This is a genomic window from Micromonospora sp. M61, assembly GCF_018070245.1.
GTDB classification, from domain to species: domain Bacteria; phylum Actinomycetota; class Actinomycetes; order Mycobacteriales; family Micromonosporaceae; genus Micromonospora; species Micromonospora zamorensis.
Genome location: NZ_JAGPYA010000003.1, coordinates 173,013 through 196,357 on the forward strand (window position 1 = coordinate 173,013; position 23,345 = coordinate 196,357).

Genomic DNA, 23,345 nt, shown 5'->3' on the forward strand with positions numbered 1-23,345 from the left:
TTGTGGTGGGAGCAATGCCCCCTGATGCTCCATATGCGAGGCACCACAATTCCATGATCGATGCTGGAAGAGGGTGGTTCGCTCAGCGGGGTCGGTATTCGACTTCGGGGCGGCCGGGGGTGCCGTAGCGGGGGCTGCGGGCCGCCCGCTCGACGGTCACCAGATATTCCAGGTATCGGCGGGCGGTCACCCGGGAGATGCCGGTCAGCCCGCTGACCTCGGTCGCGGACAGCCCCGCCTGGGCGCCGGCCCCGTCGGTGAGGGCTGCGCGTACCCGATTGAGGGTCTGCGCGTCGAGCCCCTTGGGCAGGCTGTGTCCGGCGGTGCCGCGCAGGGTGGCGAACATCCGGTCCACGTCGTGCTGGGCGGCCACCTCGCCGTCGGCGAGCGCCTGCCTGCGGTAGTCCGCGTACCGCTCCAGCTTGTCGCGGAACGCGGCGAACGTGAACGGTTTGAGCAGGTAGTGGGTCACCCCGAGGGATACCGCGGTGCGCACCACCGCCAGGTCCCGCGCGGAGGTCACCGCGAGCACGTCGACGCTGCTGCCGGCCGCGCGCAGCGCCCGGCAGACGTCCAGGCCGTGCAGGTCGGGCAGCCGAAAATCCAGGAGTACGAGGTCGACGTCGCCGCCGTCGTTGGCGCGCAGGGCAGCCATCGCCGCCCGCGCGGTGTGCGCCACGCCGACCACCACAAACCCGGGAACCCGTTCGGTGTACGCGGAATGGGCCTCGGCGAGCAGCGGCTCGTCCTCGACGACCAGCACGCGGATGTCGGTCACGACCGCTCACCTCCATTGGGCAGGCGGACGGTGAACAGGCTGCCGCCGTCGTCCGAGCGAGTCACCTCGGCGCTGCCGCCGTGCCGGCGGACCACCTGCCCGACCAGCGCCAGACCGAGGCCGCGGCCGGTGCTCTTGGTGGACCAGCCACGCCGGAACGCGTCGGCCACCCGCTCCGGGGCCAGCCCGGGGCCGCTGTCCGCGACCCGGATCACCAGCTCGTCGTCGACGGCGCCGACGAAGACCCGCACCCGGCGTGGCGCCGGCGTGCCGGCCACCGCCTCCAGGGCGTTGTCGACCAGGTTGCCGACCACGGTGAGCAGGTCGCCGCTCGGCAGTGGGCTGTCGTCGAGGCGGCAGTCCGGCTCGATGACCAGGTCCACCCCGCGTTCGCCGGCCCGCGCGGACTTGCCCAGCAGCAGCGCGGCCAACGCGGGCTCGGTCACGGCGCCGACCACCCGGTCGGTGAGCTGCTGGGCGAGGGCCAGGTCCCGGGTGCCGAGCCGGACGGCCTCGTCGGCGCGTCCCAACTCGACCAGGGTCAGCACGGTGTGCAGCCGGTTGGCCGACTCGTGGGTCTGCGCCTGCAACGCCTCGGTCAGCGCGCGCACCGAGTCCAGCTCGCTGGCCAGCGTGCGCAGCTCGGTCTGGTCGCGCAGGGTCAGCACCGTGCCGAGCACCGCGCCCTCGAAGCGGGTGGTCCGCTGGTTGGCCACGAGCACCCGGTCGCCGGCGACGATCGGCTCGTCGCGGGCGTCGCGCCCGGAGCCGAGCAACTCGGCCGCCGCTGGCGGCAGGTCGATCCCGGCGACCGGTTGGTCGATCACCGGCGTGTCCGCGTCGAGCCCCAGCAGTCGGCGTCCCTCGTCGTTGACCAGTGCCACCCGCCGGTCGGTGGTCAGCACGACGAGACCTTCGCGGACGGAGTGCAGGACCGCGTCGTAGTACTCGTACATGCGGGTCATCTGCGCCGGCCCCAGGCCGTGTGTCTGGCGGCGAAGTCGGCGACTGAGCAGCCAGGAGCCGGTCGCGGCGAGCGCCAGGGCCGGCGCGGCGACACCGAACAGCACCGGCAACTGGCCGAGCAGCTTGCGGTTGATGGCGCGGGTGGTGATGCCCACCGAGACCAGACCGACGATGCGTCGCTGCTCGTCGTACACCGGAACCACCGCGCGCACCGACTCGCCGAGCGTCCCGACGTTGGTGGTGGTGAACGCGCGGCCCGCCAGGGCGGGGCCGATGTCGCCGACGAACGGCTCGCCGATCTGCTCCCGGGTGGGGTGCGAGAAACGGGTGCGGTCGGGGGCCATCACCACCACGAAGTCGGTGCCCGTCGCCTCCCGGGTCGCTTCGGCGTACGGCTGGAGGATGCTGGCCGGGTCGGCGGTCGCGAGGGCCGCGCGGACGTCGGGGGAGCCGGCCACGGTCTGCGCCACCGCGAGCACCTCCTCCTCCGCGGCCTGGCGGGAGTCGCTGCGGGCCAGCCAGACGGCGCCCGCCGCGCCGGCCAGCACGAGCAGCGTCACCACCACCGCCTGGAGGGCGAAGAGCTGCGCCGCGATGCTCCACTGGCGTCGGGCCACCTCCACCACCTCCTCATCGCGCCGCTGCCGTTATCGAGTCAGCGGTGAACAGAATGACCGCAAGGCTGTCAACGGGTGAGACACGCTTCACATTGTCGACATGGACACCACCGCATCCACCACCTCACCGGCGCCCCCGGCCCGCCGGGACCGTACCCGTTACCTGTACATCGCTGTCATCGTGGCCGTGCTCGCCGGCATCGTGGTTGGCCTGGTGGCCCCCGATTTCGGCAAGGAACTCAAGCCGATCGGCACCGGCTTCGTCAACCTGATCAAGATGATGATCAGCCCGGTCATCTTCTGCACCATCGTGCTCGGCGTCGGGTCCGTCCGGCAGGCCGCGAAGGTCGGCAAGGTCGGCGGCCTCGCCCTCGGCTACTTCCTCACCATGTCGACGGTGGCGCTCGCCATCGGCCTGGTCGTCGGCAACCTCATCCACCCCGGCTCAGGCCTGAACCTGGGCTCGGACCTCGCGGGCGCGGGCAAGGCCGCCGCCGGTGACGAAGCCGCCAGTACGACGGAGTTCCTGCTCGGGATCATCCCGACCACGATGCTGTCCGCGCTCACCGAGGGCGAGGTCCTCCAGACGCTGCTGGTGGCCCTGCTGGTCGGTTTCGCCGTCCAGGCCATGGGCCGGCGCGGCGAGCCGGTGCTCGGCGCGATCGCCGTCATCCAGCGCGTCGTCTTCAAGGTCCTCGCCATGATCATGTGGCTGGCGCCGGTCGGTGCGTTCGGTGCCATGGCCGCCGTGGTCGGCGCGACCGGGGTGGACGCGCTCAAGAGTCTCGCCCAGATCATGCTGGGCTTCTACGCGACCTGTCTGATCTTCGTGCTGGTGTTCCTCGGCGCGCTGCTCTGGTTCGTGGCCCGGATCTCGATCTTCTCGCTGCTGCGTTACCTCGGCCGGGAGTTCCTGCTGATCCTGTCGACCTCGTCGTCGGAGTCGGCCCTGCCGCGGCTGATCGCGAAGATGGAGCACTTCGGGGTGAGCAAGCCGGTCGTCGGCATCACGGTGCCGACCGGGTACTCGTTCAACCTGGACGGCACGGCGATCTACCTGACGATGGCGTCGCTGTTCATCGCCGAGGCAATGGGCAACCCGCTCTCCATCGGCGAGCAGGTGTCGCTGCTGCTGTTCATGATCATCGCGTCGAAGGGTGCGGCGGGCGTGACCGGCGCGGGCATCGCGACGCTGGCCGGTGGGCTCCAGTCGCACCGACCGGACCTCGTCGACGGTGTCGGGCTGATCGTGGGCATCGACCGGTTCATGTCGGAGGCCCGCGCGCTGACCAACTTCGCGGGCAACGCCGTGGCGACCGTGCTGGTCGGAACGTGGACCGGCGAGTTCGACCGGGACCGGGCGGTCGGGGTGCTCAAGGGCGACGACCCGTTCGACGAGGCCACGATGCTCGATGAGCACGACGACGCCGACGAGACGGCCGCTGCACGGTCCGACGAACAGAAGCCCGCGACGGCGGGAGCGCCAGCCTGAGTTACGGCATGGACCCCCGGCAGGGTGCGCGGGCATGCGCCAGTGCCCCCTGCCGGGGGTGAACCGCGCCTGCCTGGATCACCGCGTTCGGACCCCCGGGTGATGAGTTCCGGCGTCCGCGCCCGTCATACCTACGACAGGACATGACGAGGCGGAAGGATGACGCGATGAGTGCGGACACGCGGCTGAAGGAGCTGGGCGTGAGCAATCTGGGTGAGGTCGACGAGCCGGCGTTCTCGGGGCTGGCACAGCGGCACCGGCGGGAACTGCACGTGCACTGCTACCGGATGCTCGGGTCGTTCGAGGACGCCGAGGACGCCGTGCAGGAGACGTTCCTTCGTGCCTGGCGGCGGCGGGAGACCTTCGAGGGGCGGTCGACGTTCCGGGCCTGGTTGTACCGGATCGCCACCAACGCCTGCCTGGACCTGCTCGCCAAGCGTCGCCCGGAGCCGGCGACCGGCGGCGAGGTGCTGTGGTTGCAGCCCTACCCGGACCGGCTGCTCGACGAGCTGCCCGCTGGCGACGCGGACGAGCCGGAGGCCGTCGCCGTCGCGCGGGAGACGATCGAGCTGGCGTACCTGGTCGCGGTGCAGCACCTCGCGCCGCGTCCGCGGGCGGTGCTGATCCTGCGGGATGTGCTCGGTTGGCCGGCGAAGGAGGTCGCGGATCTCCTCGGGGACTCCGTCAACTCGGTGAACAGCGCGTTGCAGCGGGCTCGCGCCGGCATGCGGGAGCACCTGCCCGCCGAGCGGCAGGACTGGACCGGCGGTGAAGAGGACGCCGGGACACGTGAGCTGGTGCGCCGCTTCACCGACGCCAGCGTGGCCACCGACATCGACGTGCTCGCTGGCATGCTGCGGGACGACGTCCGCTGCTCGATGCCGCCCACGCCGGGCCTGCACGTCGGCCGTGACGCGGTGGTGAACGACTGGGTCCAGGACGGATTCGTCGGCATGAAGGGGCTGCGGGGCATCCCCACCTCGGTGAACCGTCAGCCGGCGGTCGCCTTCTACCTGTGGCGGGAGCAGGAGGGCGCGTACCTCCCGCTGACGCTCGACGTCCTGCGCGTCACCGGTGGAGCGATCACCGAGATCGTCACGTTCCACGACGACCAGTTTCCGCGGCTCGGGCTGCCGGAGCGACTGCCGGCGGACGGCACGGAGTAGTCCCGATGTGGACGCTCACGCTGCGCGGCGGTGAGCGTGTCGTCGTGGACCCGGCGCAGTGGCGCGACGCGTTTGGCGTCGTCACGCACGGGCGGGTGCAGCTGGAGTTGCGCGACGGCGAACCGGGGCCGGTCCTCGGCCGTGACGCCGGGTTCTGGCTTCGCGGCACCGGCGTCCGCGCCCTGCACAACCCCGGCCGTCGTACGGCGAGGGTGCGCATCGTCGCGCCCAGACACCCCGTATCCCAGTTACCGATGGAGGAACGACATGAGCAGCACGAATGACACCGGAGTCGTCGCAGGCCCGGCACCGGCCCGGACCACCCACACCCACCGGTTCCGCGGACTCGTCGGCACCGGCCTCGTCGCCGCGCTCGCAGCGGTGGTGGCCACCACCCTCGCGGCCGCGCTCGCCCAAGGCGCCGGCGTCGACTTCGAGATCCCCGATGGTGGCGAGACGATCCCGTTGTCCGGCTTCGCCGTGGTGACCGGCTTCTTCTCGGTCTTGGGCATCGTCATCGCCGCCGCTTTTCGCCGGTGGAGCGCTCAGCCCGCCAGGCGATTCGTGTGGGCGGCGCTGTCGCTGACCGCGGTCTCGTTGGTCCCGCCCCTCATCTCCGGGGCGAACACCGCCACCATCGCCGCTCTCCTCGGGCTGCACCTGGTGCCCGCGGCGGTGATGATCCCCACCCTGGCGCGCAGCCTGCGCACCCGAACCGACTGACTGGTCTCGTCAACGATGCCGACGAGGTGCCGAGGGATCGCTGCGGAAGGCTCGGGGTGACATGCCGAAGGCAGCGGTGAAGACCCTGCTGAAATGGGCCTGGGAGGGAAAGCCCCAGCGGGCGGAGATGCTGAGGATGGGCCGCCCACGTTGCAGGGGGTCGCGCAGGTCGCGCGCGCACCGGTCCAGGCGCCTCGTCCGGATGATCTCGGCAACGGTCTGGTCCTCGGCCTCGAACGCTCGATGCAGGCTGCGGAGCGAGACGTGGTGCGCGGCCGCGACAGTGCCCGGGGAGAGGTCCGGGTCGCCGAGGTGCTCGTCGATGAACGCCTTGACGCGCACGCGCAGGCTGTGTCCGCGTACCTCGGTCGGTAGAGCCTCCGTGAGGTCCAGGCGCTGGGCCAGCATCGCGGAGATCAGGTCCCGGGCGACAGTGCCCAGGAGCGGAACGTCGCTCTCCTGGTACTGCTCGGGGTGGGTCAACACCTGCCGTACGAAGTGGTTGAGCAGCACGCCCATCCCCTCGGAAGCGGAGATGGTCGTTCCGAGGAGCTGCGCGACCTTGTTGGGATGCAGTGGTATGAAATCGTGCGGCACGAGGATCGTCAGGGTGGTCAACAGATCCTCGTGCTGCGACCGCCCCTGATGGGACGACTGATGCGGTCGCGACGTGTCGACGACGGCGAAGTGCCCCGGCGCGAAGCGGTTCGTCCGCCGCTCCTGTTCCAGCCCGCCGTACCCGGACAGCGGCAGCGCGAACTCGTACATCTCCGGGTCTCCGCGGCGGATGAACGTGCTGGTCCGCTGCATGTCCAGGGATGGGTACTGCCAGGACGACAACACGACCTCGCCCAGGCTGATGACGTCGGCGCGGGCGCGGAAGTCTGCCGCGTGGGCACTGTGGATCCGCATCGGCACCGACTCGCGTGCCACCAGGTCGTGCCAGTATCCGAATCGTTCACTCTCGGGCACCGAGATCGTGTCCGCCGAGCCTACGGTGAGCACTGGCTGCCTCGTTTCCTGTCGATGTTTCGGACGTGGCGACGGCAGCACTGCCGATCGGCTGGCCCGGCCTTCGGTCCGGTCAGCGCCGGCGTGCTCGCCACATCGTGTGTTCCCTGGAAATCGCCGTCTCCGTGTCGTTCACGAACTGCGACAGGTCGGCTTCCGACCTGATCCGGGTGGCGAGCGACCCCATGGCGGCAAGCTCCTGACTCGCCAGGGCATAGGCCGTTGCCACCGCACCGTGTTGCCGGGTCTGCGTCCATGCCGCGCCGGCCGCGACCGCCGCGGCGGCCACGCCGAGCAGGTCGACATCGGTCAGGCCGGCAGCCCTCGACACGGCCAGGGTCACCCCCACGATCTCCAGGACGAGCATGCTGACCGACCAGCGTGTCGCCCGGGCGCGGTTCGACAACGACCGCTCGGCGTACCAGGCCCGCTGGCTCTCCAGGCGGCCGGTCAGGTACGCGGCGCGGCGGTCCTCAAGGGAGGATGAGCGGAGAGCCCGCATCCGATCGGTGATCTGTTGCCCGGTCATCGCGGGCGCGGCCAGCCCGGCCGCCGACATGTCCCTGGTGAGGCCCAGCAGCCGGCCGGTGAATTCCTCGGTGCTGTCCGCGTCGCTCCGCGACCGGGGAAAGGGCTCAGAAGCTGTCACGAATCGCCAGGTGAGCGACTTGACGGATTCGGAGAGGGCCCTGCCGACGTACCACCGCTCGTTGGGACGATTGGTGAGCAGGAAGACCTCGACGATCGAGGTGGCGGCGAAGGCGCCCGCCGCCAATGCCGGGCCCAGGGCGAAGTTGTCGAGTTTCCAGGTGGCGACGCCCGCGACGGCGGCCAGCAGGAGCAGGGACAACCGCAGTGCGATCAGGGTCGTGAACACTCGTTGGCCGCGCTGCGACTCGTGGGACACGGCGCGCTGAAACGGGGGAAGATCCTCGGCATTCAGCATGGCGTTGGCCTCTCGACAGATCATTCACTGTAGATGGTGCCGCCCACGGTGGTTGTCCGAAGATCGACGCGTGTCGCCGTCCGTCGCGGCGCTTCCGGCTCTACGGCGTGGTCGTGGCGCAGGCCACGCCGATGCCGAGGTCGACGCGGTGGTCCTGGCCGTTCGAGGTCACGATGAGGGGTACGCAGCCCGCCCGCGCGACCCAGGTGCCGCCGACGAACGCCAGCCACCGAGCCTGCCCACCTTCTGGTGCGCAGGCGTGCACGGTGGCGGTCGCGGCTGGCGTGGTGGCGGCGCCCCATCCGACTCGGGCCCTGCCCTCCCATCCCGGTGCGATCCGGAGGTCCACGACCCGGTCCGCGCGGACGACCAGCCCCCACTTGGCGAAGAGCCGCGCCGCCGGGTCGGCCTCGCCGGACTCCTCCGCGGACAGCACGGCCGCGCTGGGCACCGCCACGTCCTCTCCAACCAGCCGGTAGCCCGCCGGCGGTGCCGACATCTCCGTGACCGACGGGGTGCAGGGCGGCTCGCCATCGCTCGGGCTCGTTGATGTCGTCGCGCCGTTGGACGGCGGCGCGCTGGGTTGCCGCGAGTCGCCTGCGGGCGTGCAGGCGGTCAGTGCCGCCGCCAGACACACCAGGCCCCACCGTGCGATCGGCCCGGGCACCGGGTGGACCGGAACGCGTGGGGGCCGGGTGGTTGTCGCACTCGCACTCATCGGACATTCATAGCTGGTTGCCGCGCTGACGGTAGGCCCGGAGATGGTTACCGTCGTGGATGTTGTGGTTCCCCGACCGTTCGAGGAGTGATCGCATGGCCCCCTCTGCGTCCCGGTTGTAGGAGCTGGCGTTACGTGAGCCTCACGCTGGAGCTGGTCGCCTTCGTGGCAGCCCAACAACAGCGCGAGGACCTCGCCGTGGTGGCAAAGGCCCTCGCGGTGCTAGGACAGATGGCGACGACCTGGGTTGACGGCCGAGCGCGGGGTGGCGTAGCCCACCCTGGTCGACCAGATACCTAGACGCTTACCTCGCCACCCGCGTCTACCTCAATGAAGCCGGCTCTTCGAAGTTAAGTGGGATTGAGGTGTCCGCGGTTGCGCCGGGTGGTCGCTGCCGGTGCTGGCCGTCATGGCCGCAGGGCGGTCGCGGCCGGAGTCCAGGTCGACTCGTCCTCGACGTCGGCGACCGTGATCCCCTTGGCGATCTTCTCCAGCTCGGCCCGCGGCAGCTGGTTACCGTGCCTAGCGGGGCTGACCTCGAGGACGACTGTGCCGTCGGCGCTCCAGAACTGGCACCAGCTGCCGGGCAGCGGGCCGTCCCCCCCGGGCCGGTCGGCTACGTCGTAGCACTCCGTCACACCGGGCTTCGGCGTCTGGTCCGCGCTGCTACTCGGGATGACGGAGATGTGGAACCCGTCTGTGATGGCACCCTCGGTCGCGTCGTACGGTGCGGTCAGTCCAGTGGTGGGCACGGCGGACTTGGTGTACGTCGCGCCGCCATAGTCGCCGGCGCGGGCCGTGGCGATGCCGCCGAGGCCCGCCGTGGTGTGGGTGCCGATCTGCAACGGCACGTAACCGTCCGGCAGGTAGCCCACCCTGAAGGGCACCAGGGCCGGCGTCGGCCTGCTGGGCTTCAGGCCTTCGACCAGGCCGCCCAGCTCCTCGAAGCTCGGCGTGGCCTTGTCGCCGGAGTACGACGTGACAGCCGCCCAGGCGTTGTCGGCGTACTCCCAGGCGAAGAGCTTGTTGCCGCCATCCACCGAGCGCTGCGGGTCAAGGCCGACCGGCAGCGTCGCCTGCACGGCCCTGCGCCCGGCCACGGTGATGTTCGTGCCGTCCTTGATCTTGGTGGGGTCGAAGGCGCCGGGCCGGTAGACGGTCAGGTATGCCCAGAGGGCCGGCTTCCCGTTTTCCCTGTTCCGCAAGAACTCGTCGCCCTGCTCCTCCACCTCCTGGCGGGTCATGGGCTTGTCGTTCGAGGTGTGGCCGTCGGAGTAGACGGAGGCGATCTGGTACGCGGTGGACGCGACGATCGGGTCCTGCACATGCAGCGTGCCGGCGTCGTACCCGGTGAAGGTGAAGGTGAACGGCGCGGCGTCGGGCCACTCGGCCCCGGCCGGCTTGGACGCCGCCGCGCCGGCCCCGGCCGGCGTGGCCGGGGAGCTCTGCTCGGCACCTAGGGTCGGTACCACGAACGCACCGGCGACCACGGCCACGACGAGGCCCGCCGCGCCAGCTGACGCGAATCCAGCCCGACGGCGGCGCTCAGCCCGCCGCCCTGCCGTGATGATGTCGTCGATGGTGCGGGACATCGGCGGCTCTTCGCCCGTTACCGTGTCCACGAGATCATGCAACCGCATGGGTCCACTCCTTTTTCGACGGTTCAATGAGATCGGTACGGTCGCCGCCGAGTGACTCGCGCAGCTTCGCCAGGCCACGGGAGACCTGACTCTTGGCCGTGCCCACCGTGCAGTTCAGGACGCTGGCGGTGTCCTCCAGGCTCAGATCCAGGTAGTGCCGGAGCACAACTGCGGCTCGCTGCCGGGGTGGCACCGCGTCAAGCGCCGCCCGCAGGCGCATCCGCTCGTCGGTCGCACCGGCGGGGTCGCGCAGCGCGATGTCCGGCATGGCGTCACCGGCCGACCGCTCGCGTCGCCACGGCCGACGGGTCTCGTCGACCGCGGCCCGGTAGACCATGGTCTTGACGTAGAGATCGGGGCGGTCCAGCTTCCGCCAGCGGGGGTAAAGCTTGACCAGAGCGTTGGCCACGGCGTCCTCCGCCGCGTGCCAGTCACCGCAGGTCACGTACGCCAGCTTGCGCAGTGACGCCATTTCTGACGTCACGAACTCGCGGAATGCTTGCTCGTCTTCGGCTATCAAGTCCACTGCCTCCTCATGACGGAGGTAGAACGGACCCGCCCACCCGGAAAGTTGCACCGCTCGAAGAAGTGGGCAGATTGACAGCGGCGGTCGCTGCCGATCAGCTGGGCTCGGCCTGTTCCGGGGTTCTCGGCGCTGATTTCGTCGCGAAACCCGCCGGTGCCGGGACGCCCCGGAGCAGAATGGTGGACCGGGGAGGGGTGCCGCGACGAGCCGGGGGAGCAGGCGTGCTGGCAACCAGCCTCCTCGGCCGGCTCCGCCGCCGTGACCCAGGGGACGCCATCCTGCGGCGCGCGGCGCGACTGACGATCGTCGCGTCCGTCGTCTTCTACGGCTGCCGGTACGGCGCGGGCAGTCCGATGCTCGCCACGTACGGCCTGTTCGGCACGATCGCGGCCGGGTCGTTCGCGCAACTGCCCGGTCCCGCGCCGCAACGGGCGCGGATCCTCGTCCTGTCGCTGCCGGGGGTCTGGGCGCTGATCGTCGCGGGATCGCTGTTGGCGTGGAGCACGTGGGCGGCCGCTGGCGGGATGCTGGTCATCGGGTTCGTCGTGGCGTTCGCCGGGGTTGGCAACCCGCGCCTGGTGGGGTTGGCGAGCGCGTTCCAGCTCTTCTACATCCTGGCGTCCTTCCCGCCGTACCAGCCGGGCACCCTGCCGCAGCGACTCGGCGGGGTCACGTTCGCGATCGTCCTGCTCGCCGCCGCCGAGGTTGTTCTCTGGCCCGATCCGGTGCCGGTCTCCTACCGGCAGCGTCTCACCCAGGCGGCGGACGGCGTCGCGGCGCTCCTGGACGCCACCGCCGACGGGTTGATCCACCCGCACGCCGGTCCGGGTGATCGGGACGCGCGGCGCGAGCGGGCGTACGACGTGGTGGCCGCCATCGAGTTGGGCCGCAACCCACCGGAGTGGGCCCCCACCGCGGCGGGCGTTCAGGACCGGGCGCTGCGGATCTGCGCGGCCGCCCTGCGGGAGGTGCTCGTCGAGGCGGACCGGCTGGTGACGGACGCCCCGCCGGAGCCGGCCGGGAACCTGACGGCGGCAGGTCTGCTGCGCTCGTGCGCGGACACCACCCGCGCTGCGGGTCGCAGCCTCTCGCCGGGTGCCCCGGCAGTGCTCATCGACGGCTTGGACACTGCGGTCGGGCGAGCCGAGACGGCGTACCCCGTGGGGGAGGGCGACGGCCGCGACACGTCGGACGTACCCCGGTTGTGCCGGGACGCGACGGGGCTGGCCCTCGCCGACCAGGTGCGGGTCTTCGCCGTCGGCGCCCGGGTGGCCACCGGGGCGCGGCTGCACGGCGAGGACGCGACCTCGGGGCTCTTCGAGTACGCGCGACACAGCCCGTGGACGCTGTACTGGTGGCAGTTTCGCTCCCACCTGGCACCCCGCTCGGCCCACCTGCACAGCTCGCTCCGGCTGGCGGTGGCGCTCGCCCTCGCTCGGGTCGCCGCCGGGGTGTTGCACCTGACCCACGGCTTCTGGGTGCTGCTGGCGACCCTCACGGTCCTGCGTACCTCGGCCTCGGACACCCGCACCGCGCTGCGGCCGGCCGTGCTGGGCACGATCGCCGGTGCTGCTGTCAGCGGCGGCCTGATGGTCGTCGTCGACCAGCCCGTCGTGTACGCCGTCGTCCTGCCGGTCACCCTGATGCTGGCCTTCGGCGTCGGTCGCCTGCTGGGTCCGGTGTGGCAGCAGGCGCTGTTCACCCTGCTGCTGACGGTCGTGTTCGCCCAGCTCAGCCCGGAAGGGTGGCGGCTCGCCGAGGTCCGTCTCGTCGACGTGCTGCTCGGCGCGGTGATCGGTGTTCTCGTCGGCGTGGCGATGTGGCCACGTGGCGCGGCCCACGACCTGCGGCACAACGCGACCCGCTACCTGGCCGCCAACGCGGACGCGGTCGAGCAGACCGTCGAGGCGATGCTCGGTGACGCTCCGTCCCCGGACCGCGCCCTCGACCGGGTACGACGCCGGATGATCCTGATCGACTCGTCGTACTGCCAGTACCACTTCGAGCGGCACGACCCGCACCGTCAGCAGGTGAACTGGTCCGCGATCCTGAGCGCCGGGCACCACGTGGTGCCCGGCGCCGAGTCGCTGCTGCGGCGCAACCCGCCCGGCTGCCTGGCCGGCTGGCCGGCCGCTGCGGTGCTGCTGCGGGACTCCGCCGGGCACCTGCGATCGGCGTACGCGGCCCTCGCCGACGAGGTCGCGCACGGCCGGCCGGCTGGTCCCACGCCCCTCCCGACCGGCTGTGCCGCCGAACTGGACCGGATCCGTCCGGCCCTCGGCAAGGCCGACCCCCGGTCCGTCCGGCACCTGGTGGAGGTCGACCGGTGGCTCGCCGGTCTCGCCGACACCCTCGCCCGGATCCACCCGCCGGCTCAGGGCGACTCGGCTGGCCGCCGTGGGCAGCCGTGACCCGGTCCGCCCAGGCCGCCGGTTGCCGATTGGCCGTGCCCGTTCGGGGCCGTGCCGCCTAGCGTCGAGCACATGGAGATCGAGCAGGCACAGAAGCTGTGGCAGCCGGAACCCGGCTGGCTGAACACCGCCTCCTACGGGTTGCCGCCCGAGCCGGCGTGGACGGCGTTGCAGGACGCTCTCGCCGCGTGGCGGGTCGGCAGCACGTCGTGGGAGGGGTGGGGCGAGTCGGTGCAGCGCTCCCGTACCGCGGTCGCAGGTCTGATCAACGTGCCGGACAGCGACGTGGCGGTCGGTGCCGCCGTGTCCCAGATCCTCGCGCCGGTCGCGGCGGCGCTGCCGTCCGGTGCCACGGTGGTGGTGCCGGACGTCGAGTTCACCTCGAATCTGTTCCCCTGGCTGGTCCAGGAGGGCCGCGGCGTCACGGTCCGCACGGTGCCGGTGGACGGGCTGGCCGACGCGATCGACGCCGACACCGACCTGGTCGCGTTCAGTCTGGTCCAGTCGGCCGACGGTGCTGTCGCCGCGTACGACGAAATTGTCGCGGCGGCCCGCGCGCACGACGCGTTGGTGGTGGTGGACGCAACCCAGGCGTGCGGCTGGCTGCCGTTCGACGGGAGCCGGGCCGACGTGGTGGCGGTGGGCGGCTACAAGTGGCTGATGAATCCGCGCGGCACCGCGTACGCCTATCTGGCCCCGGCGCTGCGCGAGCGGCTGCGCCCGGACGCGGCCGGCTGGTATGCGGGCCGCGACCCGCACGCCTCCTACTACGGTCCGCCGCTGCGGCTGGCCGACGACGCCCGCCGGTTCGACATCTCGCCGGCCTGGTTCAGCTGGGTCGGTGCGGCGCCCGCCCTGGAGTTGGTCGCCGAGATCGGTGTGCCGGCGATCCGGGAGCACAACGTGGCGCTGGCTAACCGGTTCCTGACCGGGCTGGGCCGGCCGCCGGGGGACAGCGCCATCGTCAGCGTCGACGTGCCCGACGCGGAGCAGCGCCTCGATGCGGCCGGCATCCGGGCGGCGGTGCGCGCCGGGCGGGTCCGTGCCTCGTTCCACCTCTACTCCACAGAGGCCGACGTGGACGCCGCGCTGACCGCGCTCGTCGGGTGAGGCCGGCCGCGCCCGCGGCGGGGCACGGCCGGCCGGTGGTCTGAGACCACTCACGCGGGCTCAGGCCAGGTGGCCACCGATCTTCGTGTAGCCGCGCAGCAGGTCCCGGGAGATGATCAGTCGCTGCATCTCGTCGGTGCCCTCGAAGATCCGGTAGAGCCGGACCTGCCGGTACCAGCGTTCGATGGGCAGCTCACGGGTGTAGCCCATGCCGCCGTGGATCTGGAGCACCCGGTCGACGACCCGGTTGACCATGCCGGCGCCGTAGAGCTTGCCCATCGACGACGCGTGCCGGGGGTCCAGGCCCTGGTCGACCGTCCACGCCGAGCGCAGCACCAGCCAGCGGGCCGCCTCCAGCTCGGTCTCCGAGTCGGCGATCATCCACTGGATGGCCTGGTTGGTGCCGATCTTCGTGCCGAAGGTCTCCCGGGTGTTGGCGTAGTCGATGGCCATCTGGAGGACCCGTTCGGCGATGCCGATGGCGTGCGACGGGATGGTGTAACGGCCCTTGCCGATCCACTCCATGCCCAGCGTGAAGCCCTGCCCGATCTCGCCGAGGATGTTGCGGTGCGGCACGCGTACGCCGTCGAAGATGAGCGACGCTGGCCCGCCCTCGCCCATGGTCTGGATGAACTCCGAGCGCCAGCCCATCGAACGGTCCACCAGAAACGCGGTGGCCCCGCCGTTGCGGGCGCCCTTCTCCCGGTCGGTCACCGCGACCACGATGGCGAAGTCGGCGTCGTGGCCACCGGTGATGAAGGTCTTCTCGCCGTCCAGGATCCAGTCGTCGCCGTCGCGGCGGGCGGAGAGCCGGATGTTCGCGGCGTCGGAGCCGGCACCCGGCTCGGTGATCGCGAAGCAGGAGCGCCGTTCACCCTCGATGGTCGGGATGAGGAACTCCTGCTTCTGCTCCTCGGTGGCGTGGAACAGGATGTTGTCCGCCTCGCCGCCGAAGCGGAACGGCACGAAGGTGTGGCCCAGCTCCGTCCAGATCAACGACTGGAGCACCGCCGGCAGGTTCATCCCGCCGTACTCTTCGGGGGTGGCCAGGCCCCAGAAGCCGAACTTGCGCGCCTTGAGTTGCAGCTCACGCACCTCGGAGTGGTCCAGGCCCGGCTGGTGCGCCCTCTCCCGGCGGAGCACCTCCGCCTCCAGGGGCATCACCTCGCGGCGGATGAACGATCGGACGGTGTCCCGCACCGCCCGCTCCTCGTCGGTCAGCGAAAAGTCCACGTGGTCCTCCTGGCGTCGGCGCAGCCGGTCGCCCTTAAACTAGCGGTGCAAGTTTTGCCGCGTCCAGACCTGACGGCCGAGACCCGCGAGGAGCGCAGTGCCCCGACCCCGCCAGCCCCGGCTGACCCGGCAGCTGATCGTCGAGACAGCCACCGCGCTCATCGACGCCGAGGGCCTGCCAGCCTTCTCCACCCGGCGGCTCGCCGCCGAGCTGGGCGTACGCGGGCCGTCGCTCTACAACCACTTCGCCACCAAGGACGAGATCCTCGACGCGGTCGCCGACACGGTCACCGGCGCCGTCGACACCAGCGGCTTCGCCAGCCGGGACTGGGCCGCCGCGCTGCTCGACTGGGCCTGGTCGTACCGGCGGGCGCTCACCGCGCACCCGAACATCGTGCCGTACCTGGCGCAGGGGCCGGGCCGCCGACCGGCGGCGCTGGCCATGGCCGACGCGGTCTACGGCGGGCTGGTCCGCGCCGGTTGGCCGCCCGCGCGGGCCACCCACATCGGCGCGGCCCTGCGCTACTTCGTGGCCGGGTCGGCGCTCGGCTCGTTCGCCCGGGGTTTCGTCGAGGACCCGGAGCTGTACGCCGCGCACTACCCGCACCTGCGCCAGGCGCACCGGCTCGCCGAGCACCAGCAGAGCGTGGACGAGGGCGCCTTCGCGCTGGGCCTCGACGCCCTGCTGTACGGCCTGGCCGCCGAGTACGCCCGCACCGTCGGCACTGTGGAGTCCGGGCGGCCCAACGGGTAGCGTCCAAACTCCCAGCGCTAGTTTCATCGCCCGCCGCGACGTCGTCGCCAGCCCTCATCGCGACCCCGTCGCCATCGCCCATCGACCACCCCCCGAAGGGACGACATGGACCTCGCCGCCCCGCCGTCGCAGCTGTCCGACGCCCTGCGCCTCCGGCGCCACCTGCACCTGGGCGGCGAATGGTCGTCGCCCGCCGGCACCGACCTGATCGACGTGGAGAACCCGAGCACCGGCGAGCTGATCGGGCAGGTGCCGGCCGGCACCCCGGCCGACGTGGACCGCGCCGTGGCCGCGGCCCGCGCCGCCTTCCCCGGCTGGTCGGCCACCGCTCCCGCCGAGCGCTCCGCCCACCTCGACCGGCTGCACACCGCGCTCGCCGCACGCGCCGACGACCTCGCCCGCACCATCGCCGTTGAGCTGGGCTCGCCGCTCAAGCTCGCCACCCGGGCGCAGGTCGGACTGCCGTTGACCGTGCTGCGCGACCACGTCGCGCTCGCCGCCCGCGCACCGGTCGACGAGACGATCGGCAACTCCCTCGTCGTCCGCGAGCCGATCGGCGTGGTCGGTGCGATCACCCCGTGGAACTACCCGCTGCACCAGGTGATGGCGAAGCTGGCGCCCGCGCTGGCCGCCGGTTGCACTGTGGTGCTCAAGCCCAGCGAGATGACCCCGTTGACCGCGTACCTGCTCTTCGACGCGGTCACCGAGGCCGGCCTGCCGCCGGGGGTGCTCAACCTGGTGACCGGCACCGGGCCGGTGGTCGGCGAGGCCCTGGCCGGGCACCCCGACGTCGACCTCGTCTCGTTCACCGGCTCCACCGCCACCGGTGCTCGGATCATGCGGCTCGCAGCCGACCGGATCGCCCGGGTCGCGCTGGAGCTGGGCGGCAAGTCCGCCAACGTGATCCTCCCCGACGCCGACCTGGCCACCGCGGTCAAGGTGGGCGTCGGCAACGCCCTGCTCAACTCCGGGCAGACCTGCACCGCGTGGACCCGGATGCTCGTGCACCGCGACCGGTACGACGAAGCACTCGACCTGGTCGCCAAGGCGGTGGCCGGCTACCGGCTCGGCGACCCGTTCGATCCGGCCACCCGCCTCGGCCCGCTGGTCTCCGCCGCCCAGGCCGAGCGGGTCCGCGGTCACATCGACCGGGCCATGGCCGACGGCGCCCGACTGGTCGCCGGTGGCCCCGACGCCCCGGTGCCGTCTGCGGGGCACTTCGTGGCCCCTACCGTCTTCGCCGACGTGCACCCGGACAGCGCGCTCGCCCAGGAGGAGGTCTTCGGTCCGGTGCTTGCCGTCCTCCCGTTCGCCGACACCGACGAGGCGGTCGCCATCGCCAACAACTCGAAGTACGGGCTGGCCGGCGCTGTCTGGTCCGCCGACACCGACGCGGCGCTCGCGGTGGCCCGCCGGCTGCGCACCGGGGCGGTCGACATCAACGGCGCCTCGTTCAACCCGCTTGCCCCGTTCGGCGGCTACAAGCAGTCGGGCCTGGGCCGGGAGCTGGGCGTGCACGGGCTCGCCGAGTTCTGCGAGCTGAAGGCGATCCAGCGATGAGCGCCCCCGAGTCGTCCCCGGCCGCGCCGGGCGGCGGCGAGCCGGCGGGCGCGCCGGTCACCGTCCGTGCCCTGGTCGCGCGTGGGGCCGGCGCCGAGCTGCGAATCGAGCAGGTACGCCTGCCCGCGCCCGGCCCCGGTGAGGTGCGGGTGACGATCCGGGCCGCCGGTGTCTGCCACTCCGATCTGTCCATGGTGAACGGCACCCTCGCCGCGAGGTTCCCGCTGGTGCTCGGGCACGAGGCGACCGGGGTGGTGGCCGAGACCGGCCCCGGCAGCCGGCTGGCGGTCGGCACACCGGTGGTGCTCAACTGGGCGCCGGCCTGCCGGGCCTGCTGGTGGTGCCGTCACGGCGAGCCCTGGTTGTGCGCCGCCACCACCGCGCCCACAGTGGCGCGTGGCGAGACCGACGACGGCACCCCGCTGCACCTGACCCTCGGCCTCGGCGCGCTCGCCGAGGCGGTGGTGGTGCCCGACAACGCCGTGATCCCGATCCCCGCCGGGCTGCCCCCGGAGCAGGCCGCCCTGCTGGGCTGCGCGGTGCTCACCGGCACCGGCGCGGTGCGCAACACCGCCCGCGTCGCACCCGGTGAGTCGGTCGCGGTGATCGGTCTCGGCGGGGTCGGCCTCGCCGTGCTCGCCGCCGCCCGCCGGGCCGGCGCCACCACGATCCTGGCCGTCGACGTCGCCGAGGCGAAACGCGACCTGGCGCTCGCCGCCGGGGCGACCGACTTCCTGCTCTCCGACGACCGGCTGTCCAAGGAGGTGCGGGCGCGCACCGAGGGCCGCGGCGCCGACCACGCCTTCGAGTGCGTCGGTCGCGCCGCCACCATCCGGGCGGCCTGGCGGCTCACCCGGCGCGGGGGAGCGGTGACCGTGGTCGGCATGGGCGCGAAGGACGACATGGTCAGCCTCGGCGCGCTGGACATCTTCCACTCCGCGCGGACCCTGCGCTCCTCGGTGTACGGCTCATCCGACCCGGACCGGGAGGTGCCCGTGCTGGCAGCCGAGCTCGCCGACGGTGCACTGGATCTGGGTGTGCTGGTCAGCGGCACGCTCCCGCTGGACGACGCGCCCTCGGCGTTCGACCGGCTGGCCCGGGGCGAGGGCGCTCGCTGGGTGGTCACCCTGGACTAGCCGAGGCTGCTCGGCGCCGGTGCCCGTCGAACTCGGCGTGACCCAGCCCCATGCATCCGCCACACCTGGCGATCTTGGACAGCTGCCGTTCAGCGGCAGGACCGTTCCGGGCGGCCTCGTCGCCGACACCAGGTGATTGGCCCGTTGCACCCTCCGATACCTAACACTACTATGCATAATGGTTCTAGGCTTGGGTTGGGGGAGCGTGGTGAGGTCTCGTGAAGGTCGCTAAGGATCTGGTGGCCGCCTCGGCGACACCGATGGTGCTCGGCATCCTGGCCGAGGGTGAGAGCTACGGCTACGCCATCCTCCGGCGGATCAACGAGCTGTCCGGCGGCGAGCTGGACTGGACCGAAGGGCTGCTGTACCCGTTGCTGCACCGGCTTGAGCGCCTCGCCTATGTGGAGGCGAGCTGGCAGTCGGCCGTCGGCGAGCGGAAACGCAAGTACTACCGCATCACCGACAAGGGTCTGGCCGAGCTGGCCGAGCAGCGCCGGCAGTGGGACACCGTCGTGGGCGCGCTCAAGGAGATCTGGCATGACCGTGCACCGCTGACGGTGAAACCGCTGGAGGGCCTCGCATGACGGCACAAGACGGGCCGGAGCAGGTGGAAGCGCAGTTCGCGCAGTGGCGCCAGTACGTGCTGCGTCGCAGGGAGTTGCAACCGTCGGACGCCGACGAGCTCGAAGACCACCTTCGCGGCTCCGTCGACGAGTTGGTCGCCGCGGGCCTGAGCCCGGATGAGGCGTTCCTGGTCGCGGTGAAGCGGATGGGCAGTCTCGACGACATCTCCCGCGAGTTCGCCCGGGAGCATTCGGAGCGCCTGTGGAAGCAGTTGGTGCTGACCGGCGACTCCGGCAGTCCGATTGCCGGCGCGCGCTCCCGGCGGGACCTGTGGGTCATGTTCGGCTGCGCGGCGGGTGCGGTGGTGTCCGTCAAGGCGCCAGCGCTGTTCGGGCTGAGCTTCGACGACGACGGCTCGTTCTACGCGCGGAACGCCACCCTGTTCGCGCTGCCCTGGCTCGCGGCGTTCCTGGCCTGGCGCCGGCAGGCCCGACCGGTGATGATCGCAGTGCTGGTGGCGCTGTTCGCCCTCGGCGTGGTGGCGGCCAACGCCTATCCCCTGGCGGACGACTCGCAGTCCGTGGTCGTCAGCAGCGTCCATCTCCCCATCGCCCTGTGGCTCGTGGTCGGTCTGGCCTACGTCGCCGACGACTGGCGCTCGTCTCGTCGACGCATGGACTTCATCCGCTTCACCGGCGAGTGGTTCATCTACTTCGTACTGATGGCCCTCGGCGGCGGCGTGCTCGCCGCGTTCCTGTTCAACACCTTCGCGGCCATCGGAATCGTCCCGGAGGCGTTCATCTCGCAGTGGCTGCTGCCCTGCGGCGCCGCGGCCGCGGTCGTCGTGGCCGGGTGGTTGGTCGAGGCCAAGCAGAGTGTCGTCGAGAACATCGCGCCGGTCCTCACCCGGCTGTTCACCCCGCTCTTCACGGCCGCCCTGCTCGCCTTCCTCGTCGCTGTCGTCTGGACCAGCCACGGCATCGAGGTCGAGCGCGAAGCTCTGATCCTGTTCGACCTGCTGCTCGTCGTGGTGCTGGGGCTGCTGCTCTACTCGCTCTCGGCCCGCGATCCGCTGGCCCCGCCCGGCCCGTTCGACAAGCTCCAGCTCGCGCTCGTGGTCAGCGCGTTGGCCATCGACGTGCTGGTGCTGTTGGAGATCACCGGACGCATCACCGACGAGTACGGCGGAACGCCCAACCGGGCGGCAGCGCTCGGCGAGAACGTCATCCTGCTGGTCAACCTCGCGTGGTCGGCGTGGCTCCTGCTGGCCTTCATCCGGCGGCGCACACCGTTCGCGGCGCTGGAACGGTGGCAGACCGGCTATCTGCCGGTGTACGCCGCGTGGGCGTGGATCGTGGTCCTCGTCTTTCCACCGTTGTTCAGCTACGCCTAGTCGGCGCCACCGACGCGACGCGGAAGCCGGCCCACCCGCCACGGGTGGGCCGGCTTCTCCATCACTTGCCGGTGACGATGCCCGGGTTGATGCAGAGCCCCGGGTTGGCGCCGTTCTTCTCGGCGATCTCCAGGCAGCGGGTCACCTTGTCGACCTTCGCGTTGGTCTCGGTGATCTGCTTGGAGATCTCGGCGTTCTTGCGGTCCTGCTCCAGGTTGCGGGTCTGCGCCAGCTTGTCCTGGAACGCCTTGATGTTGCCCTCGGTCTTGTCGTCGTGGTTCACCCGGGTGATGGTCACCGAGAGGATGTCCACGTCGGCGGCGAGCCGGGTTTCCGCGCTGGTCTTGATGTTCGCGGCGAACGGCTTGAGGTCGACGTTGAGGTCACCGGTCTGGGCGTCGATCTTCTCCAGCGGGTTGTACGCGGCGAACGCGTCGTTGACAGCGCTGTCGAGCTGCACACCCACCCGCTGGCCCCGGAAGCTGACGAAGTCGCCCTTGTAGTCCATGAACTGCTTCGGCGCGTTCTCCGGCTTGACCTGCCACTCGATGAGCACCTCGACACAGGCGTCGGCGAGCGTGCCGGTGCGCACCCGTACGCAGTTGTTGCCGCCGATGTGGTCGTACTTCTGCCGCCCGGCGTCCCACTCGCCGACCTTCTGCCACGGCGCCACCCACTTGAGGCCGGAACCGGTCACCTCGCCGGTGGGCTTGCCGAAGCTGGTGACGATGCCCACCGAGCGGATGGGCACCGAGTGGGCGCTGGAGGCGATGCCGACCACCAGGGTGAGGGCGAGAAAGCCGAGCGCCGCGAGGGCGGCCATCCGCTTCAGCGACCGTGCGGGGGCGACGAGCGCGACGACGGCGGTGACCGCCAGGGCGACGGCGAAGACGATCGCCATGGTGAAGCCGACGGGCATGGGGTGGGGACCTTCCGGTGGGCTGTGTGGATCATCAACTTAGGCGGTCCTGTCAAATCGACGGCACGGGGAGGTGGAGTTCGCGCACGTCAATTGCGGGGCGAATATGGATCCCATCGACATGGCTCGACTCCCACGGCCGGCCGTAGGTTTCGTCCACGCGACGGGCCTGTGACCACGGTCACCGAACCGACCGTCGCGGCGACGGTGCGGAGGATGAGGCGATGGCCGGGCAAGCGCTCCTGTCGGCCCGTGGGCTGACCCGCGACTTCCGGGGCTTCCGGGCGGTCGACGACGTCGACCTCGACGTCGCGCCGGAGAGTGTGCACGCGCTGGTCGGCCCGAACGGCGCGGGCAAGACCACCCTGTTCAACCTGCTCACCGGATTTCTGCGCCCCAGCGCCGGACGGATCGAGCTGGACGGCCGGGACGTCACCGGCCTGCCCCCGGAGCAGGTGGCCCGGCTCGGTGTCGCCCGCTCGTTCCAGATCACCAGCCTCTTTCCGCAGCTCTCCGCCCGGGAGCACGTCGCGCTGGCCCTCCAGTCGCCCAGCGGGCTGGGCTGGCGGTTCTGGCGGTCGGCGAAGCTGATGGGTCGCTACACGGCGCGGGCCGACGAGCTGCTGGCCATGGTGGGGCTGGTCGACCTCGCGCAGGCACCGTCCGAGTCGTTGGCGTACGGGCGCAAGCGGGCCCTGGAACTGGCCATCGCCCTGGCGTTGGACCCGAAGGTGCTGCTGCTCGACGAGCCGACCGCCGGGATGGGCATGGAGGACGTCGACCGCACCGTCGAGCTGATCAGCACCGTCCGCCAGGGCCGGACCGTCGTGATGGTCGAGCACAACATGAGCGTGGTCGGCCGACTCGCCGACACCGTCACCGTCCTGCAGGCCGGCAAGGTCCTCGTCGAGGGCCCGTACGAGCAGGTCCGGGCCGACGAGCGCGTGATCACCGCCTACCTGGGAGCCGCTGATGCTGCGCATTGAGAACCTCTCCGCCTTCTACGGCGAGGCGCAGGTGCTCCGCGACGTCAGGCTCGACGTCGCCGCCGGCGAGGTGGTCACCCTGGTCGGGCGCAACGGCGCCGGCAAGTCCACCCTGCTGCGCTGCGTCATGGGGCTGCACCCCGGTCAGCGCGGCACTGTCGAGCTGGACGGCCGCGACATCTCCCGGCTGCCGGCGCACAAACGGGCCCGCCTGGGGCTGGGCTGGGTGCCGGACGACCGGGGCAGCTACGCCACCCTGACCGTCACCGAGAACCTCACCCTGCCGCCCACTGTGGGCCCCGACCCGTGGCCGCTGGAGCGGGTGTACGAGGCGTTTCCCGCCCTCCACACCCGGCGGGACTCCGTGGCCACCATGCTCTCCGGCGGCGAGCAGCAGATGCTCGCGCTGGCCCGGGTGCTGCGGATGGGTGCCCGGCTGCTGCTCTGCGACGAGCCCACCGAAGGGCTGTCGCCCCTGCTGGTGCAGCAGGTCGGTGAGCTGCTGCGGGAGGCCAAGCGGCACGGGGTGACCGTGCTGCTGGTCGAACAGAACCTGCACTTCGCCACGGGTGTCGCCGACCGGCACTACCTGCTGGCCGAGGGGCGTGTCGCCGAGGCGATGGACAACTCCGAGGTGCGCTCGCGCGAACGCGAACTGCTCGCGTACCTCGGCATCTGAATTCTCTCAACGACGAC

At 71.4% G+C, this 23,345-nt stretch carries 22 protein-coding genes; 13 read left to right on the plus strand and 9 right to left on the minus strand.

The window, feature by feature from the left end:
• Positions 1-82 precede the first annotated feature (82 nt).
• Together KBX34_RS03090 and KBX34_RS03095 are read right to left on the minus strand one after the other, a co-directional pair.
• Entirely contained in the window at positions 83-778 is a 696-nt protein-coding gene (locus KBX34_RS03090; protein ID WP_210793067.1) for a response regulator, read from the minus strand.
• Complete coding sequence (locus KBX34_RS03095) at positions 775-2,361, minus strand: sensor histidine kinase (RefSeq protein ID WP_210923131.1); 1,587 nt, start codon at positions 2,359-2,361, stop codon at positions 775-777. The genes KBX34_RS03090 and KBX34_RS03095 overlap by 4 nt, the downstream gene beginning before the upstream one ends.
• A gap of 100 nt (positions 2,362-2,461) precedes the next feature.
• On the opposite strand from KBX34_RS03095, the gene KBX34_RS03100 reads away from it, so the two are divergent.
• From KBX34_RS03100 to KBX34_RS03115, 4 genes are all read left to right on the plus strand, one after another.
• On the plus strand, positions 2,462-3,853 hold the full coding sequence (locus KBX34_RS03100) for a cation:dicarboxylate symporter family transporter (RefSeq protein WP_210923132.1): 1,392 nt from the start codon (positions 2,462-2,464) through the stop codon (positions 3,851-3,853).
• A gap of 167 nt (positions 3,854-4,020) precedes the next feature.
• Entirely contained in the window at positions 4,021-5,019 is a 999-nt protein-coding gene (locus KBX34_RS03105; RefSeq protein WP_088947386.1) for an RNA polymerase subunit sigma-70, read from the plus strand.
• A 5-nt stretch (positions 5,020-5,024) separates the two neighbouring features.
• Positions 5,025-5,303: a hypothetical protein gene (locus tag KBX34_RS03110; RefSeq protein ID WP_210793064.1), complete on the plus strand. Its 279-nt coding sequence runs from the start codon at positions 5,025-5,027 to the stop codon at positions 5,301-5,303.
• Positions 5,287-5,742, plus strand: coding sequence for a DUF6069 family protein (locus KBX34_RS03115; protein ID WP_210923133.1), 456 nt, complete (start codon positions 5,287-5,289; stop codon positions 5,740-5,742). Before KBX34_RS03110 ends, KBX34_RS03115 begins: the two co-directional genes overlap by 17 nt.
• A 9-nt stretch (positions 5,743-5,751) precedes the next feature.
• On the opposite strand, the gene KBX34_RS03120 is transcribed toward KBX34_RS03115, so the two are convergent.
• The 5 genes from KBX34_RS03120 to KBX34_RS03140 all read right to left on the minus strand — a co-directional run bounded on the left by KBX34_RS03120 (position 5,752) and on the right by KBX34_RS03140 (position 10,577).
• A complete protein-coding gene (locus KBX34_RS03120) occupies positions 5,752-6,747 on the minus strand; it encodes a helix-turn-helix domain-containing protein (protein ID WP_210923134.1) in 996 nt (331 codons plus the stop codon).
• A 79-nt stretch (positions 6,748-6,826) separates the two neighbouring features.
• Positions 6,827-7,723, minus strand: a complete 897-nt coding sequence (locus tag KBX34_RS03125) for a DUF4231 domain-containing protein (protein WP_210923136.1) — start codon at positions 7,721-7,723, stop codon at positions 6,827-6,829.
• Between the two features lie 76 nt (positions 7,724-7,799).
• Positions 7,800-8,198, minus strand: a complete 399-nt coding sequence (locus tag KBX34_RS03130) for a hypothetical protein (protein ID WP_210793060.1) — start codon at positions 8,196-8,198, stop codon at positions 7,800-7,802.
• A 626-nt stretch (positions 8,199-8,824) separates the two neighbouring features.
• Positions 8,825-10,057: a hypothetical protein gene (locus KBX34_RS03135; RefSeq protein ID WP_210923138.1), complete on the minus strand. Its 1,233-nt coding sequence runs from the start codon at positions 10,055-10,057 to the stop codon at positions 8,825-8,827.
• The gene (locus KBX34_RS03140; RefSeq protein ID WP_088951621.1) at positions 10,044-10,577 is read right to left on the minus strand and encodes a SigE family RNA polymerase sigma factor; all 534 of its coding nucleotides are present in this window, start codon (positions 10,575-10,577) and stop codon (positions 10,044-10,046) included. The genes KBX34_RS03135 and KBX34_RS03140 overlap by 14 nt, the downstream gene beginning before the upstream one ends.
• Before the next feature lie 227 nt (positions 10,578-10,804).
• Between KBX34_RS03140 and KBX34_RS03145 the strand changes: the two genes are divergently transcribed.
• Positions 10,805-12,994 carry an FUSC family protein gene (locus KBX34_RS03145; RefSeq protein WP_210923140.1) on the plus strand — a complete coding sequence of 730 codons (2,190 nt, stop codon included), beginning with the start codon at positions 10,805-10,807 and terminating at the stop codon, positions 12,992-12,994.
• 72 nt (positions 12,995-13,066) lie between these two features.
• Positions 13,067-14,104: an aminotransferase class V-fold PLP-dependent enzyme gene (locus KBX34_RS03150; protein WP_210923142.1), complete on the plus strand. Its 1,038-nt coding sequence runs from the start codon at positions 13,067-13,069 to the stop codon at positions 14,102-14,104.
• A gap of 60 nt (positions 14,105-14,164) precedes the next feature.
• On the opposite strand, the gene KBX34_RS03155 is transcribed toward KBX34_RS03150, so the two are convergent.
• Entirely contained in the window at positions 14,165-15,337 is a 1,173-nt protein-coding gene (locus tag KBX34_RS03155; RefSeq protein WP_088947393.1) for an acyl-CoA dehydrogenase family protein, read from the minus strand.
• A gap of 97 nt (positions 15,338-15,434) precedes the next feature.
• Here KBX34_RS03155 and KBX34_RS03160 point away from each other — a divergent pair, with 97 nt between their 5' ends.
• The 5 genes from KBX34_RS03160 (at position 15,435) to KBX34_RS03180 (ending at position 20,744) form a co-directional block, all read left to right on the plus strand.
• The gene (locus tag KBX34_RS03160; RefSeq protein WP_088947394.1) at positions 15,435-16,091 is read left to right on the plus strand and encodes a TetR/AcrR family transcriptional regulator; all 657 of its coding nucleotides are present in this window, start codon (positions 15,435-15,437) and stop codon (positions 16,089-16,091) included.
• Between the two features lie 105 nt (positions 16,092-16,196).
• Positions 16,197-17,651: an aldehyde dehydrogenase family protein gene (locus tag KBX34_RS03165; RefSeq protein WP_210923144.1), complete on the plus strand. Its 1,455-nt coding sequence runs from the start codon at positions 16,197-16,199 to the stop codon at positions 17,649-17,651.
• Positions 17,648-18,787, plus strand: coding sequence for an alcohol dehydrogenase catalytic domain-containing protein (locus KBX34_RS03170; protein WP_247671373.1), 1,140 nt, complete (start codon positions 17,648-17,650; stop codon positions 18,785-18,787). The genes KBX34_RS03165 and KBX34_RS03170 overlap by 4 nt, the downstream gene beginning before the upstream one ends.
• 218 nt (positions 18,788-19,005) lie before the next feature.
• Positions 19,006-19,371, plus strand: coding sequence for a PadR family transcriptional regulator (locus KBX34_RS03175; protein WP_099852197.1), 366 nt, complete (start codon positions 19,006-19,008; stop codon positions 19,369-19,371).
• Positions 19,368-20,744 carry a permease prefix domain 1-containing protein gene (locus tag KBX34_RS03180; protein ID WP_210923146.1) on the plus strand — a complete coding sequence of 459 codons (1,377 nt, stop codon included), beginning with the start codon at positions 19,368-19,370 and terminating at the stop codon, positions 20,742-20,744. The genes KBX34_RS03175 and KBX34_RS03180 overlap by 4 nt, the downstream gene beginning before the upstream one ends.
• Before the next feature lie 61 nt (positions 20,745-20,805).
• On the opposite strand, the gene KBX34_RS03185 is transcribed toward KBX34_RS03180, so the two are convergent.
• A complete protein-coding gene (locus KBX34_RS03185; protein WP_088947400.1) occupies positions 20,806-21,663 on the minus strand; it encodes an SPFH domain-containing protein in 858 nt (285 codons plus the stop codon).
• A gap of 224 nt (positions 21,664-21,887) precedes the next feature.
• Between KBX34_RS03185 and KBX34_RS03190 the strand changes: the two genes are divergently transcribed.
• Together KBX34_RS03190 and KBX34_RS03195 are read left to right on the plus strand one after the other, a co-directional pair.
• Complete coding sequence (locus KBX34_RS03190) at positions 21,888-22,649, plus strand: ABC transporter ATP-binding protein (RefSeq protein WP_210793053.1); 762 nt, start codon at positions 21,888-21,890, stop codon at positions 22,647-22,649.
• Positions 22,636-23,328 (plus strand): ABC transporter ATP-binding protein, encoded by a 693-nt coding sequence (locus tag KBX34_RS03195; RefSeq protein WP_210923148.1) that lies wholly within the window; start codon positions 22,636-22,638, stop codon positions 23,326-23,328. Before KBX34_RS03190 ends, KBX34_RS03195 begins: the two co-directional genes overlap by 14 nt.
• The last annotated feature ends 17 nt before the right edge of the window (positions 23,329-23,345 follow it).